The following is a 15,302-nucleotide window of genomic DNA, read 5'->3' on the forward strand; positions in this document are numbered from 1 at the left end:
GCACCTTCTCTATAACAGGCTCGGAGGATAGCACAGAGATTCGGCTATCCTCGCGAGTATTGATGATTTGTTGCGAATGAATGGACGATTATTTCGTTGCCGTTACATAACCGTTCTCAACGACGATTCTTTGGCCTTCTTCGCTAAGCACGTAGTCGATGAATGCTTGAGCAACTGCGGAATTTTCTTTGCCTTCGCCTACCAGGAAGTTGAACGGACGTTGGATTGGGTATACGGCGGATTTGATGTTCTCTTCCGTCGGCTCGTGTCCGTCAACCTTCAGTGCCTTCACGCTGTCGTTCAGACCGCCCGTGGATACGTAACCGATCGCGTTCACGTCTTGGCCTACGGCTTCGCGTACGGCGCCAGTGGAGTTCTGGATAATGGCTTCTGCCACGAATGGCTCTTCGCCGAGGACAAGCTCGCCGAATGCGTCGCGCGTTCCGGAACCTTCCTCACGGTTGATCACGACGATGTCGCCCGCTTGGCCGCCAACTTCGCTCCAGTTCTTGATTGCGCCCGAGAAGATGCCTTTTACTTGATCAACCGTCAGATCCTCGACCGAGTTGCCAGGGTTTACGACAACCGCGATACCGTCGATCGCGATAACGATCGGTTCGATGCCCGTTTCTTCGTCTTTCAGCGCGCGGGATGCCATGCCGATGTCAGCCGTGCCTGCTTGAGCTGCTTTTACGCCTGCGCCGGAACCGCCGCCTGCTACTTCGATGCGAGCGTCTCCGTTAGTGCCCATGAACGCCGTTCCAAGTTCTTCGGCAAGTGGTTGCACGGACGTAGAGCCCGCGATCGTTACCGTTCCGCTAACCGTTGTCTCCGGCGATGGGGATGCCGATTCCGTCGGTGTGTTCGATGGCGAGTTCGTTGCTGCGCCATTGTTGCCTCCGTTATTGTTTCCGCCGCAACCTGTCATGATCATGGCCGATGTCAGAACTGTCAAAATTGCCCCCGTGAACATTTTACCTTTGAATAGATTTTTCATTGGTTTCCATTCCTCCACCTTTATATTTGCTGGCTACAAACTGAATTATAGGGAGCTTTTTTTAAATGCGTATATGCGGAGTGTAAATTCAATGTAAAATATCAAGCTATCTTGCGAAAATGATAGAGCATCGAATAGATTTGTCGCATATTGTCGCTGGACGTGCGTGCTACCCATACCCATTTCATGGCGAAGGACTATACGTTTTTCAATTGACTTTCCCATTCATGCGAAAAAAAACCGCATCCTTTTAACAGGATACGGTTTTGAGCGGTCTAATTCATTTCATTCGGCTTGCTCTAAGAATTGTGCATTCCGCCGTTAAGAGGATGCTTCGAGAGCAGACTGTTCAGCTCTTTCATGAACATGTCGATATCCTTGAACTGTCTGTACACGGACGCGAAGCGAACGTAAGCGACTTCGTCGATCGGGTACAGCTGGTTCATGACATAGCCGCCGATCTCGCTGCTATCGACCTCGGCATTCGCCGTCGTACGGAGCTCCTTCTCAACTTCGGAGACGATGACCTCCAGCCTTTCGACCGGCACAGGGCGTTTCTCACAGGCGCGAATTAGGCCGCGCAGGATTTTGTCCCGGCTGAATTCCTCACGGCTGCCGTCCTTCTTGATGACGATGAGCGGCGTTTCCTCGACCATCTCGAACGTCGTGAAGCGTCGGCTGCATTTCTCGCACTCGCGGCGTCTGCGGATCGATTTGTTTTCGTTGGCGGGTCTGGAGTCCAGCACCTTGGTTCCCGCGTAATCGCAATATGGGCATTTCATCATGACATTCCTCCCTTCCGGAGCTTGTTTTGTTCTACATTCCAATCCATCGAATTAAAAATTCCAACCGTTTCCTGTAATGAACTCTGGAATTACGCACATAATACAGTTACCAACCGCAAGGAGGTGAACATCAATGAGCGCATCCCGCAGCAGTAACCAACTGGTAGTGCCGCAAGCGACAGCAGCTCTGGACCAAATGAAATTCGAGGTCGCACAAGAGCTGGGTATCGCGATTCCTCAAGACGGCTACTATGGAAACATGGCAACGCGTGACGCAGGCTCCATCGGGGGTTACATCACCCGTCGCCTGGTACAAATTGCCGAACAATCCCTAGCCGGCACAAAATAGTGATTCATCTGTATGAATAACGGAAGTCTTGGAGGTGCTTGTCCTGAAGCGACGAGCCCTTCAAGGCTTTCTTAACGTTCATCAGTTAAAGTGCGTGTTCAACAACCTCTTAAGGGATCAGAACTCGGGATATAAATCCTTGTACTTATTATAATAATAAAAAACCCGTTGTACATAGTGCCTGGTTTCGCCGAACGGAATTTCCTTCACCGTCTCCATGCTGCCGTCCCAGCTTCCGGAATCCAGCCATTTGCGAACGTTGCCGGGACCGGCGTTATAGGCCGCCACCGCCGCCACCTGATTATGTTCGAATTGCCTATGCAGCGCATTCAAATACCAAGATCCAACCTCGATGCTGACATCCGCCCGATGGCGCAGCATATCGTCGTTCACCTTCTCGAAGCCCGCTTTCTCGACAACCCAATGCGCGGTGTCCGGCATGAGCTGCATAAGCCCTAGCGCGCCTTTCCTCGATTCCCGTCCCGTCTCGTAATTGGACTCCGCCCGAATGATGGCCGCCACCAAGTGAGGCTCAAGCCCGTAATTCGATGCGCTTGCGCGGATGTCGTCCTTGTAATGAATCGGATACATCCATGTCGCCAGCCAATCGGACTTGAGGAATAGGACCGACACGAACGCCGCTATGAGGAACAGGAAAAATCGTTTTTTCACGCGGATGCGTCGCCTTTTCTTCTTCATAACGTTCCGACCTGCCTGCTCTGCCAAAAATCATGAACCTGCCGCCGGGTCTCCTCGAGCGTGCCGCTGTTGTCAATCACCCATTCCGCCCGCCTTCGCTTCTCCTCAATGTCCATCTGAAGCGAAACCCTTCGCCTGGCTTCATCTTCGTTCATTTTGTTCCGCTGCATTAGCCTTTCGACCTGAACCGCCGCGGGAACGTAGACGACAAGCACGCCTTCGTACAGCTTGTCCTGCCCGGTCTCGTACAATAAGGGTACGTCGCCGATGATCAATCCATTCGGCTCTTCTTCCTCATATGTATGAATACGATCCCACATTCGTTTGCGTATGGCGGGATGCGTAATCGCCTCAAGCTTGGCCAGCGCCTCGCGGTCTTGGAAAACGATGCTTCCTAACGCCGTCCGGTCAAGCGTCCCGTCCGGATGAAGCACGGCTTGTCCGAAGAGAGAGGCGATCGCTTCAAGCGCCGGCTCTCCGGGAAGCACGACCTCGCGGGCGACCGCGTCGGCGTCGACCAGCTTCGCGCCAAGGCCGGCCAGCATGCCGCCGACCGTGCTCTTGCCGCTGGCGATGCCGCCGGTTAGTCCAATGATCAAAGCGATCACCTCCAGTTCAATTGAGAGTTCAAATGAGAGTTCAAAAAGTCCACTTTTCAGCACCGAGAAGATCGGATGAAGCTAGAAACTGAGGAGCGTAGCGTAGCAGCGCTACGTGAGCACCGGAAGTTTCGGCTGAATTCGATATTCGACGTCGAATCCGCTTCCTGCAAGTGCTTCGTGATGATAAAACCTATATCGAGGCCTTTCATGGATGAGCGACCGCGTTTAAAGGTAGGTTTTATCGCCAATAAGAATTTATTTTTCCGTATGCTCGGAAATATATAAATTCTTATGCGGGCAAAAGTGGACTTTTTGAACATCCTCTTACAACAGCTTCATAATACCCATCATGATTAATAATATACCCGGCAAATAAGACAGCGCCTGCATGCCCCGTTTCGCCGAAAGCCGAAGGCCCAGCTGCGTTCCCGTCACCAGGAAAATCGCGCTGGCCGCCGCGATGACGACGGATGTCAGCAGCGCCGGCAACCCAAGCAGCGCCGCGCCGAGCCCCGCGCCGAATGCGTCAAGCGACAGAGCGACGCCCAGCATGACGGCTTCTGAAGCCGAGATGATGCCGGAGCGGTCGACGTCAGCCGCCTGAGGCGTTCTCAGGATTTGGATAACAAGTCCAAGCCGCTTCAGCTCCAGCTTGAGCAGCTGAGCCGTTTCGAGCGCCGCGGAGCCCGAGGTTACCGCCTTCTCCGACTTCTCCTCCGACGAAGCGGCCGCTTCTCCCTCATCGCCTTTGCTTCGTGTAAGCTGGTACAACGCCCAGCAGCCGATGCCGATCAGGATAACCGCGCCGATCAGCTTGGCGGCCGATTCCGAGATATATCCCCCAAGCCATCCCCCGGCCTGCATCGACAACCAGATGATGAAGCCCGAGCAACACGCGATAATCAATACCGATAAGATAGGAATGCGTATCTTCCGAAGACCGTAGGTCACGCCGACGCCGAAGCCGTCCAGGCTCACGGCGAACGCAAGCACGACCAGGGATACCAGATGTGCAGTCAACTTCAAGCTCCTCCCCGCATAGCGGATGCCCGAATCCCCGCAAGCGAAGCTAGAAGCGTTTCGCGAGCGTCGACAGGGCATGCGCCTATCGTTCGTAACATCATCATATGCGGGGTTCGGCTTGCGGTGCACGGACGGACGCGAATCAGGCTTCTGCCTTAACCGGCCGCGCTTCCTTTGTCTTCTGGCATTTCTTGCAAATATGGGTACCCCTTCCGCCCACGACGAACTTATGGATCGGCTTGCCGCAGCTTGGGCAAGGCTCGTCCTTCCGTCCGTACACAAGCAGCTGATGCTGGAACATGCCCATCTCGCCTTGGCCGTTCACGTACGACTTGATCGACGAGCCACCGGCCTCCACGGCCCGGGCAAGAGTAGCCCGGATGGATTCGTGCAGCTTCTTCCATTCGGCCGGGCTCAAGCTCTCCGGCGAACGCTCGGGATGAATGCGCGCTTGGAACAAAGCCTCGTCGACGTAAATATTGCCGAGGCCCACGATGTGCTCCTGGTTCAGCAGCAGCGGCTTGATGCGCGTGGAGCGCTTCTCCAGCCTCTCGCGGAACGCCTTCAAGGTGAAGGCTTCTTCGTCGAGCGGCTCGATGCCGAGCTTGTTCAGCGGCGGCAGCTCGAATTCCTCTCCGGGCTGGAACAAGTGCATCGTGCCGAATTGCCGGACATCCTTGTACCTCAGATCCGTGCCGTCGTCGAAGTGGAACAGCACGTGTGTATGGAGCTCCACGGGCTCATCGGAGCCATATACGCCGTAGCGCCCTTCCATTCTCAGATGCGACACAAGCACCAATCCGTCCAAAATAATGCGAAGAAACTTTCCTCTCCGCTCTATCGTCTGAATCGTGCGGCCGGCAAGCGCGTCTTCGAACTGACGCGGGTCCGCCGGCCTCTGTATAATTCTAGGGAGCTTCACCGTAACGGACGCGATGCGTTTGCCCGCCACGAGCTCGATCAATGTTCGTCTAACCGTCTCTACCTCTGGCAGTTCAGGCATGTCTCCTCACCTCAGCTACCATTATACCTCACGGCAGGGCCCTACGTCCGTTAACGTTCTCTAACCTTTATTTGGCTTCGTACCAATTATCGCCGAAGCTGACGTCCGCCTTCAGCGGCACGTCCAGCTTGAGCGCCCCGGACATCACGTCCGGAAGCAGCTGTTTCATAAGCTCCAGCTCGTCCGGCGGCACCTCGAATACCAATTCGTCATGCACCTGCAGCAGCATGCGGCTCTTCAGCTTGCGCTCGCGCAGCGCCTCGTCCATCTGCACCATGGCGAGCTTGATAATGTCGGCGGCGGAGCCCTGGATCGGCGTATTCATCGCCGTACGCTCGGCGAACGAACGCAGGTTGAAGTTCGAGGAGCGAATTTCCGGCAGATAACGCCGGCGGTCCAACAGCGTCGTGACATAGCCGTCATTCTTCGCTTGCGCCACGATATCGTCCATATATTTGCGCACGCCTTTGAACACGCTGAAATATTGCTCAATGAACTGCGCGGCTTCCTTACGCGTGATGCCAAGGTTCTGTGACAGACCGAAATCGCTGATCCCGTACACGATGCCGAAGTTGACCGCCTTCGCGGAACGGCGCATATTCGAATCGACTTGATCGGCAGGAACGCCGAACACGTCGCTCGCCGTCTTCGTGTGGATGTCCATATCGTGAATGAACGCTTCCTTCAGGTTCTCGTCGCCCGAGATATGGGCGAGCACGCGAAGCTCGATCTGCGAATAGTCGGCCGCGAGAATTGACCAGCCGGGCTCGGAAGGCACGAACGCCTTGCGGATTTGCCGGCCTTCCTCGAGGCGGATCGGGATGTTCTGCAAATTCGGGAATTGGCTGCTGAGACGGCCCGTCGCGGCGATCGTCTGACGGTAGTACGTGTGCACCTTGCCCGTCTCCTCGCGAATCTCCTTCAGCAGTCCTTCCACGTACGTCGACTGCAGCTTCGACAGCTGGCGGTAGTGCAGAATAAGCGGGATGATCTCGTGGTACGGCGCAAGCTCCTCAAGCACCTCGGCGTCCGTCGAATAGCCGGTCTTCGTCTTCTTCTTCGCCGGCAAGCCCAGCTTCTCGAACAGGATTTCGCCGAGCTGCTTCGGAGAGCCGATGTTGAACTCCGTTCCCGCCTTGGCGTAGATGTCGGCCATGATCGTCGTGAGCTGCGACTGCAGGCTGTCGCCCAGCTTCTCCAGCTCCTCGCGCTCCACTTTGATGCCTTGGCTCTCCATGCCGGCGAGCACGCGGGCGAGCGGCTGCTCCAGATCGAAATACAGCTTGTTCATTCCTGTCCGTTCAAGCTCTTCGCGTACGGCCGGCAAGAGCCGCCGGACGGCGTCCGCTTTCAGGGCGAGGTGGCGATAGAACGCGTCCTTCTCCGGCACCTTGAACTTCGCGCCTTTGCCGTATACGGCTTCGTCTGAAGGAACGCCCGTCCCGCCTAGCCTCTCGTTCACGGCGCTGAGCGACAGCTGCGTCTCCGTCGGATTGAGCAGGTACGCCGCAAGCTGTACGTCCAGAGCCGCCCCTCCCAGCGCGAGTCCCGCCCAGCGAAGCGCCAGCTCCGACTTGTGCATGTCGAAGCCGTATTTCGGCCGCGTTTCGTCGGCCAGCCAGCCCCGCAAGCCGCTCGCGAAGTCCCCGGTAAGCGCTTGCTGAGGCAAGACGAACACCTCGTCCTCCAGGGCGACCGACAGCCCGAGCAGCTCCGCCTGATGCGGATTCTCCCCGATCGCTTCTATGTATAGGCCATGATCATCCGAAGCATCAAGCGCTCGCAGCAAACGGTCGATGCCATGATGGTCTCCGTCGGCATCGAGAACGGTCACCTTCAAGTCGGCCGCCGCGGCTCGGGCCTCGGATTCGCTCGCGCCGCTGTCGGCGCTGAGCTCCAGCTTGTCCATCAGCGATTTGAACTCCAGCTTGCGGAACGCCTCGCCCAGCTTGTCCGCTTCATAGCCGTTATATCGAATTTCTTCCGTCTCCCGCTCCAGCGGCACCTCCCGGAAGATCGTCGCCAGCTTCTTGCTCATAAGCGCGTTGTCCCGGTTCGCTTCAATATTTTCCTTCAGCTTGCCCTTGAGCTTGTCCAGATTGTCCAGGACGTTCTCTACCGACGAAAACTCATGAAGCAGCTTCAGAGCGGTTTTCTCGCCGACGCCCGGCACGCCGGGTATGTTATCCGACGTATCGCCCATGAGCCCCTTCAAATCGATGTGTTGCCGCGGCTCGAGGCCGTATTTCTCCCGGAAGATCTCTGGCGTGTACACATCCAGCTCGCTAACGCCCTTCTTCGTGACGGCGACCGTTACGCGTTCCGACGTCAGCTGCAGCATATCCTTGTCCCCGGATACGACGACAGCCTCCACGCCCTTCTCGTCCGCCTGCTTCGTCAGCGTTCCGATAATGTCGTCCGCCTCGTAGCCGGACAGCTCGAACTGCGCGATGCCGAACGAGGAGATCAGCTCCTTCAGCACGGGGAACTGCTCGGACAGCTCCGGCGGCGTCTTCTGCCGGCCGCCTTTATATTCGCTGTAGCCTTCATGGCGGAACGTCACCTTGCCCGCGTCGAACGCGACCAGCACGTGCGTCGGCTTATGCTCCTCCAGCAGCTTCAGCAGCATCGTCGTGAAGCCGTAGATCGCGTTCGTATGCAGCCCGCTCGAATTCGTGAGCGGCGGCAGCGCGAAGAACGCCCGGTAGGCGACGCTGTTCCCGTCAATTAACATCCATTTGTCCATTGGTTCGAATAGCACCTCGTTTCCAGCAGTCAATACCTAGTCCTTATTATAACACAAGGCGAATCGGTCGCGCGTCATCCTAAGCCCGAACGCTCGTTCCTGCATGAACGCGCCTTGGCTCACGTCCCGATACGAAAAAAGCCTTCCCCTACCCGCGGCGCGCCCGCGAATGGCGAAAGGCTTTTTACGATCTTCATTCCCCCGCTCCTATCCGGGAAACGGCGCCGGACGCCCCAGCAAATACCCTTGGGCGTAAGGAATCCCCATCTGGACCAGCTTGTCCAGCTCGTCCTTCGATTCGATGCCCTCTGCGATCAACTCCGAACCGATCTTGCCGGCAACCTCCTGCAGCGTCGTCAGAATATGGGCTTTCACGTCGTCCTTGTGGATGTTCTGAATAATCGAACGGTCGATCTTCATGTAATCCGGCCTCAGCTCCACGATGGATTGCAAGGAGGAGTAACCCGCCCCCACGTCGTCGATCGCGATCCGGTAGCCTTGGCTGCGGTAATGCTGAAGCGCCTTCTTGACGGTGGGGTAATCTTCGATGGAGCTGCGTTCCGTAATTTCGAATACGACCTGATGCGGCGACAGATGATGCTCTTCCAGCAAGCTGATCGTCCGTCCGGGAGAGAAGCCCGGATCCGACATGATTTGAGCCATCACGTTGATGAAGAGCTTCTGTTCCTTCCGAAGCGCGAGACAGCCGTCGATCGCAAGCTCGCGGGCGAGCCGGTCAAGCCCATACAGGCTTCCGTTCTCCTCCGCGAACCGAAACAAATCGATCGGACCCCGGAACCAGCTGTTGACCGGCAGGCGCGTCAGCGCCTCGAAGCCGAACACTTCCCCGCTCCCAAGCGAGAAGATCGGTTGGTAGACCGGATAGATAAGCCTTTCGGTCAGCAGCTCCGAGAAAAAGCCGCCCCGCAATCGCTGTTCCGCTCCGCCTTCCGACTGCGCGTTTACGATGGCCCGCTTCATCGCCTCGTAATAGAGATCGTCTCCGTACGATTCCGCTTCGCAAGCCAGAGCGCTGAGACCGATCCGCAGCTTGCCGCCGCCTTCGCGGCCAGGCGCCGCCATAATGAATTCGCGCTCCAGCTTGCTCGCCGCGCGGAGAGCGCGGGCGCTCAGCACGGATTCCGGGTGTTCGCCGCCATCCGCCGGCCATAAGAACGATATAAACAAATCGTTCGCTAACCATTGATACATACGCTTGTCGTGGGACGACGGCACGAATTCGGGGATCGAACGTTCGGCAAGGGAAGTCCATGCCCGCCAATGCTCGCCGGTCACTTTCCCGCCTTCTTGCGATCCCGATGCGGAATGATCCCACAACAGACCGATGACGGCCAAATATCGGGTTCGATTCGAGCCCCCCGTCATGCCCTCGGGCTTATACGAAATTGCGTAGTTCTGCTCCATGAATACCTCACTTCTCTCTCGGCTGACTGTTCTTCCATTCACTGGCGACATACACGCTGCCCTTCATCGATTTCGCCCTCTTCTTCAATCTAGCGGCGCAGACGGATATATCCTCCAGCTTCATGCCGTCGTTCCCTTCGCAATAGAGCAGCGACAATGACAGCGAGACGCCATCCTGCTCGATTCGTTGACCCTGACGGTTCTCTACGGCCGTCACTTCCGTCCCGCCGTAGAACCTGCGAACGCCCAGATCGAATGAACGGATGAGACGCTCGCAGATCGACTCCGCAAATTCAGGCTCCACGACGCCGATGAAGTCGTCGCCTCCGATATGGCCGACAAAAAAACGGCGGCTGCCGCTCGCGTCGAACTCGCCGACGAGCAAATCGGCCAAATACCGGATCAGCTCGTCGCCGCGCGCGAATCCGAAACAATCGTTAAACCATTTGAAATAATCCAAATCCGCGTACACGACAGCGAACGGGTCACCAATCGCGATCAAGCGGGAAAGCTCGGCCTCTATGCCCGAGTTACCCGGCAAGCCGGTCAGCGGATTGGCCCTCCTCGCTTCTTCGGTGCGCAGTGCCGTCATGCATTCCAGAATGTCCCGAATGGTCGCCGCCCCCCGGACGACGCCTTCGTTCACCGTCACGACGATGTCGTACAGCCGGGAATCGTCCCGCGACATCGCGAGCTGCGATACCCGCTCGAGCGGCGTTTGTTCGTCCACAATCAACGGATCGCGGTCCATCACGAGCTCCACGGGGCGGCTTGCGTATAGGGCATGGCCGAATTGGCCGGCAAGCTGCTGATAGAGTCTGTCCCGCATGATGACGCCTAACGGCTTCCGTTCCTTCACGATGACGACGCCTTGCGCATTCGGGTTATGGTCGAAGAAGGACGCGACTTCGGAAACCTTGGCATGATGTTCGAATTGCGGTACCGCATTAGCCAGCAAGCCGATTATGTATCCATTGCCGGCGATAGCTCTCGCGCGAATGTCCGGCACCGAGGATTCCTTATTCTCCTTCCCCAGTCCGCGAATGCCTCGAAGCATCGCTTCCCGAATCCGGCGGATCAAATGCGCTTCCGCTTTCTCCGGAGGCGTCGACGGCCTTGTAAGCGCGACTCCCGCGCTGAAGGCCGTCGCCACGTTTACGGCGCGATTTTGTCCGGAAGCGCGTCCGAATGAAATCGTCCTTCGTAATTGCTCCGTGACCTGGCCGCGGATACCTTCGGCGGTCCATCCCTCCGAAGGTATGCCTAGCCAATTGAGATATCCGGTTTCCATTCGGTGCTGCCAGAACACCGCCGACTCCTTCGCTGCCCATTCTTCCACCGCTTCGGTCAACATGCGGTCAGCGTTCCCCGTCTCCAAGTACACGACGGCAACTCCGCCATCCCGCCACCGGTTAACGACAGCGCTCACCAAAGCTTCGTTCAATAGTCCCGTTCCGGCCTTGCTCACAACGATCCCCTCGATCCTTGATGCACAGCACCGCCGCCTGCTGAGAGATCATCCGGATAGCGCCGGCGACATGGCTTACTGATTCAGGTCAGGACGTTCGCTCGTGACCAGATAAACCACGCTTTCCCCGATATTCGTCGCGTGGTCGCCGAAGCGCTCCAGATGCCTGCTGACGAAGCTCAGCAGCGAGGCTTGCGCGATGTTGCGCGGATTCTCCATCATTAGCATCGTAAGCTCGCGAGTAATTTGACCGTACAGGGCGTCGACCTGATCGTCGTCCTTGGCCATCTTGTACGCGAGATCCACGTTCTCGTTAATAAAGGACTGGATGGATTCGTACGTCATCGTCGCGACGATTTCCGCCATGCGCGGAAGATCGATCAGCGGCTTAATGAGCGGTTGGCCTTCCAGTCTCAGCACCGTCTTCGCGATATCGACGGCCAGGTCTCCCATGCGCTCCAAGTCGCTCGCGATGCGGAACGAGGACAGAATACGTCTGAGATCCTTTGCCACGGGCTGTTGGGTCGCGATCAACCGCGCGCCAAGGTCCATGATTTTTTCTTCCATTTTATTAAGCTGATGGTCCGCTGCGATAACCGCCTCCGCGCGTTTCGTATCGACGTCTTTCAAAGCGGCGACCGATTCCGCCAACGCGTTCTCGACGAAATTGCCCATCTCCACGATCCATTGATGCAAGTTTTCTAAGCCGTGATCGAATTCTTTTCTGACTGACATCATTCCAATAAACCTCCCCCGAATCGTTGAACTAGCCATTACAGCCTGTATTTTACTCGCGGAATGTTAATGGAACGTATCTCATTTGTTAAGTAGAAGTAAAAAGATCAGGAATAAGACCGGCTAAGCTGCTCCATCTCTTCGGACACTTCAGCCGACAGCCGATGCGCTTCCCCCGCGAGCTCTCCGATCCGCTGCGCGTTGACGCGATTGTCCGCGGCAGCTTTGAAGATCGCCTGATAGGCGTCGTTTGCCGCTTCCACGTTCTTGCCGCTTGCGGCCGTCTGCTTCAACCCCTCTTCGACGAGCTCGGACGTCCGCATGATCGCCTGCACGATATTGGTCGTCATGCCCTTGATGTCTATGGCGGATTTCTTGGTCTGGTTTGCCAAATTCATGATCTCGCTCGCCACGACCGAGAAGCCGCGGCCGTATTCGCCGGCGCGGGCCGCTTCAATGGAAGCGTTGATCGCGAGAATGTTGCATTGCTCCGCGAGCTCCTTGATCAGATTCGACATGGCGACGATGGAATCCGTCTCGCGCTCCAGCTCCTTCATCCGCTCCGCCTGCAGCTCGGAGCTTTTCTCGAGCGATTCGAAGGAATGTTTGATGACGGTCAGCTCGTTTTTGCCTTGCAGCGTCAAATCCACCATTCGCATAGACAACGAGTCGCCTTCCCGCACCGATTCGCGAACGCTCTCTACCGCGCCTTCGATGCCGGAGACGCGTTCCTTGGCAGCCGCGATCGTGACTTGCTGATCCCTCATCGCCTGCAGCTGAAGCTCCTTGGACAGCCTGAGCAAGTCGCTGATCGCGAGGACGCCAGCGAACCGTCCCTTCGAGGTCAGCACGATGCAATCGTACAACGAATCCCCTTGGCGGGACATCGCGAGATCGATCAGCGAACGGGGGTCGAAATCAGCCTCGACGATAATCGGAGCCGTATCGGCCAGCTGCAAGGCAGGTTTGTTGTAGAACAAAGCGACGCTGTAGCGGTGAGCAAGCTTGTACGAGAACCGGTTTCGCATCGCGAGCCCGCTGATCTCGCCGGATTCGCCCGTCATCACGATGCATTCGCAATCGGAATGCTCCTGGAACTTCTCGAGCAGATCTTTGCACAAGGCTGTATCCTCCACGACCGGAGCGGTTCTCGAGAAGTCCGCAAGCCGCAAGCTGACTGCCTTGGCAACCTCCGAATTCGAGGCTTGCTCTGCCTGCCCCTTGTTTGGTTTCGTTTCAGTACCTGGCGCCGCGAGAATGGATTCGGATCTATCTTGACTAAACGTGAGTAGCGTCATGCTCCAAACCTCCTATTGACAAGCTATGTATGACCGAATTATAGACCTTTAGCATTATCCCATGTTTTTCACATTGTTAACTGAATGTTAAATGTCGCATTCACGGATTTGTCGTCGGTATATGGTATAATAAAAGCTGATTTCCGAAGAAGGATGTAGACAATGATGAACAAACAACAAACGATAAGCACCATTGAATCGAAAGCGGATACGTTCCGCGATATCGCCCTCGCGATCGGCAATCGTCCCGAGCTGGGCCATGAAGAATATTATGCTTCCGGTCTGCTATGCGAGCTGCTGGAACGGGAAGGATTCCGGGTCGAGCGCGGCATACTGGGTCTCGATACGGCCTTTCTCGCAACGTACGATACCGGCAAGCCCGGCCCGGTCGTCGCCTTCCTGTGCGAGTACGACGCGCTTGAAGGACTCGGGCACGCCTGCGGCCATCATATGATCGGCACGATGAGCGCCGCCGCCGCGATCGGCCTGAAGAGTTCCGCTGACTCTCATGGCGGCAGCATTCGCGTATACGGCACGCCAGCCGAAGAAACCAAAGGCGCCAAAGTGCCGATGGCCGAAGCCGGCTTGTTCGACGATTGCGACGTCGCGCTGATGGCCCACCCCTACCACTCTTTCGAGCGTTCCGGCGAATCGCTCGCCATGGACGCTCTCCGGTTCGAATATACGGGAGTCGCCTCCCACGCCGCCGCCAGCCCGCATGCGGGCGTCAACGCGCTGGACGCGGTCCTGCTCCTATTCGGCGGAGTCAATGCGCTGCGGCAGCAAACCAAAAGCGACGCCCGCATCCATGGCATTATCGACCATGGCGGCAAGGCGCCGAACATCATTCCCGACTACGCCTCCGCGAAGTTCTACGTCCGTTCGGCGACGCGCGCCTATACGGATATTCTGACGGCCAAGGTGCGCAACTGCGCCGAAGCGGCCGCGCTCGCGACGGGCTGCGGGCTTACGATCAGTAATTACGAATACTCGTACGACGAGCTTCGGACGAACGAAGCCCTGTCGGAGGCCTTTATGTCCAATTTGGTCGAAGCCGGCGTCTCGCCGGACGAGATCCAGAGCGGCAAGGATCACGGCTCGCTTGATCTGGGCAATGTCTCCGTTAGATGTCCGGCCATTCATCCGTACGTCAAGATCGTGGAAGAGCCCTACATGCTCCATACGGAGTCGTTCCGCGACTCCGCCATGACGGCGAAGGCGCTGGACCGCATGCTATTCGGAGCCAAGATGCTGGCCGCCACGGGCTACGACGTGATGACGCGGCCCGAGCTTCAAGCCGCGATCAAAGAAGAGTTCCTTCGGCAAGCCGCCGGCGGCAATGGCGAGAACGGTTAAGGAGCGGTGAACGGCTTGCATACCGATACAACAATCCTGCATGGAGCGCCGCCCCATCTTACGAAGGAAGAGATCCGAACGATCACCCAGGTGTGCCTTATGGCGGGGCGGATCATCCTGCAGAACGGCGGCGAAACGTACCGCGTCGAAGATACGATGGCCCGCATCGCGGCGGCCTACGGCATCGAGGATCCGCAATGCTTCGTCATGCCGACGGGCATTATTTTCGCCATTAGCGGCGCATCTCAGGCTACCCGCCTCTTCCGAATAAACGAGCGAAACATCAATCTCGGCAAAGTAGCCCTCGTGAACGATATTTCAAGGCGAATAACGTCCGGAACGCTTCAACCGGTTGAAGCGCTTGCCTCCCTCAAGGAGCTGGAGAAGCATTCCCGCGAATACCCCGCCATGCTGAAGGTGCTGGCTGCTGCCGTCGCGAGCGGCTGCTTTCTAATCATGTTCCAAGGAAGCTGGAGCGACTTTTTCCCCGTTTTCGTGACCGGGGGGCTTGGCTTTCTGTTTTTCCTATTCGTGCACAGCATCGTGCAAATCAAGTTTTTCGCCGAATTTCTGACCGCGCTGCTAATTGGCACGACGGCCGTCCTGTTCGTTAAGCTTGGGCTCGGGCACAATCTCGACCAAATCATTATCGGCTCCGTCATGCCTCTCGTTCCCGGCCTTCATATCACGAACGCGGTGCGCGACCTGATGGCGGGCCATCTCGTCTCCGGCTTGTCCAAAGGGGCGGAAGCGTTCCTGACCGCCTTCGCGATCGGGTCCGGCATCGCAACCATTCTATCGATCTTCTATTAGGAG

At 57.0% G+C, this 15,302-nt stretch carries 14 protein-coding genes; 3 read left to right on the forward strand and 11 right to left on the reverse strand.

What is annotated here, in order from left to right:
* Positions 1 to 88: 88 nt before the first annotated feature.
* Positions 89 to 997: a phosphate ABC transporter substrate-binding protein gene (locus NQZ67_RS10405; protein ID WP_257445208.1), complete on the reverse strand. Its 909-nt coding sequence runs from the start codon at positions 995 to 997 to the stop codon at positions 89 to 91.
* 299 nt (positions 998 to 1,296) lie between these two features.
* Positions 1,297 to 1,779 carry a transcriptional regulator NrdR gene (gene nrdR, locus NQZ67_RS10410; protein WP_257445466.1) on the reverse strand — a complete coding sequence of 161 codons (483 nt, stop codon included), beginning with the start codon at positions 1,777 to 1,779 and terminating at the stop codon, positions 1,297 to 1,299.
* Positions 1,780 to 1,915: 136 nt separating this feature from the next.
* Between nrdR and NQZ67_RS10415 the strand changes: the two genes are divergently transcribed.
* On the forward strand, positions 1,916 to 2,131 hold the full coding sequence (locus NQZ67_RS10415; protein ID WP_257445210.1) for an alpha/beta-type small acid-soluble spore protein: 216 nt from the start codon (positions 1,916 to 1,918) through the stop codon (positions 2,129 to 2,131).
* A 117-nt stretch (positions 2,132 to 2,248) separates the two neighbouring features.
* Here NQZ67_RS10415 and NQZ67_RS10420 read toward each other — a convergent pair whose 3' ends face one another.
* The 9 genes from NQZ67_RS10420 to NQZ67_RS10460 all read right to left on the reverse strand — a co-directional run bounded on the left by NQZ67_RS10420 (position 2,249) and on the right by NQZ67_RS10460 (position 13,130).
* Positions 2,249 to 2,830 carry a lytic transglycosylase domain-containing protein gene (locus NQZ67_RS10420; RefSeq protein ID WP_257445212.1) on the reverse strand — a complete coding sequence of 194 codons (582 nt, stop codon included), beginning with the start codon at positions 2,828 to 2,830 and terminating at the stop codon, positions 2,249 to 2,251.
* Positions 2,827 to 3,429 (reverse strand): dephospho-CoA kinase, encoded by a 603-nt coding sequence (gene coaE, locus NQZ67_RS10425; protein WP_257445214.1) that lies wholly within the window; start codon positions 3,427 to 3,429, stop codon positions 2,827 to 2,829. Before coaE ends, NQZ67_RS10420 begins: the two co-directional genes overlap by 4 nt.
* A 327-nt stretch (positions 3,430 to 3,756) precedes the next feature.
* Positions 3,757 to 4,452, reverse strand: coding sequence for a sporulation membrane protein YtaF (gene ytaF, locus NQZ67_RS10430; RefSeq protein WP_257445216.1), 696 nt, complete (start codon positions 4,450 to 4,452; stop codon positions 3,757 to 3,759).
* Positions 4,453 to 4,597: 145 nt separating this feature from the next.
* Positions 4,598 to 5,458 carry a DNA-formamidopyrimidine glycosylase gene (gene mutM / locus NQZ67_RS10435; protein ID WP_257445218.1) on the reverse strand — a complete coding sequence of 287 codons (861 nt, stop codon included), beginning with the start codon at positions 5,456 to 5,458 and terminating at the stop codon, positions 4,598 to 4,600.
* Positions 5,459 to 5,525: 67 nt separating this feature from the next.
* Positions 5,526 to 8,204: a DNA polymerase I gene (polA, locus tag NQZ67_RS10440; RefSeq protein ID WP_257445220.1), complete on the reverse strand. Its 2,679-nt coding sequence runs from the start codon at positions 8,202 to 8,204 to the stop codon at positions 5,526 to 5,528.
* Positions 8,205 to 8,411: 207 nt separating this feature from the next.
* A complete protein-coding gene (locus tag NQZ67_RS10445; protein ID WP_257445222.1) occupies positions 8,412 to 9,629 on the reverse strand; it encodes an EAL domain-containing protein in 1,218 nt (405 codons plus the stop codon).
* Between the two features lie 7 nt (positions 9,630 to 9,636).
* On the reverse strand, positions 9,637 to 11,097 hold the full coding sequence (locus tag NQZ67_RS10450; RefSeq protein WP_257445224.1) for a GGDEF domain-containing protein: 1,461 nt from the start codon (positions 11,095 to 11,097) through the stop codon (positions 9,637 to 9,639).
* A 75-nt stretch (positions 11,098 to 11,172) separates the two neighbouring features.
* Entirely contained in the window at positions 11,173 to 11,832 is a 660-nt protein-coding gene (gene phoU / locus NQZ67_RS10455; protein WP_257445468.1) for a phosphate signaling complex protein PhoU, read from the reverse strand.
* Positions 11,833 to 11,939: 107 nt separating this feature from the next.
* The gene (locus NQZ67_RS10460) at positions 11,940 to 13,130 is read right to left on the reverse strand and encodes a methyl-accepting chemotaxis protein (protein ID WP_257445227.1); all 1,191 of its coding nucleotides are present in this window, start codon (positions 13,128 to 13,130) and stop codon (positions 11,940 to 11,942) included.
* Between the two features lie 162 nt (positions 13,131 to 13,292).
* On the opposite strand from NQZ67_RS10460, the gene NQZ67_RS10465 reads away from it, so the two are divergent.
* Complete coding sequence (locus NQZ67_RS10465; protein WP_257445228.1) at positions 13,293 to 14,486, forward strand: M20 family metallopeptidase; 1,194 nt, start codon at positions 13,293 to 13,295, stop codon at positions 14,484 to 14,486.
* Positions 14,487 to 14,585: 99 nt separating this feature from the next.
* A complete protein-coding gene (locus NQZ67_RS10470) occupies positions 14,586 to 15,299 on the forward strand; it encodes a threonine/serine exporter family protein (protein ID WP_257445470.1) in 714 nt (237 codons plus the stop codon).
* The last annotated feature ends 3 nt before the right edge of the window (positions 15,300 to 15,302 follow it).

The organism is Paenibacillus soyae (genome assembly GCF_024623455.1).
Lineage (GTDB): Bacteria > Bacillota > Bacilli > Paenibacillales > Paenibacillaceae > Pristimantibacillus > Pristimantibacillus soyae.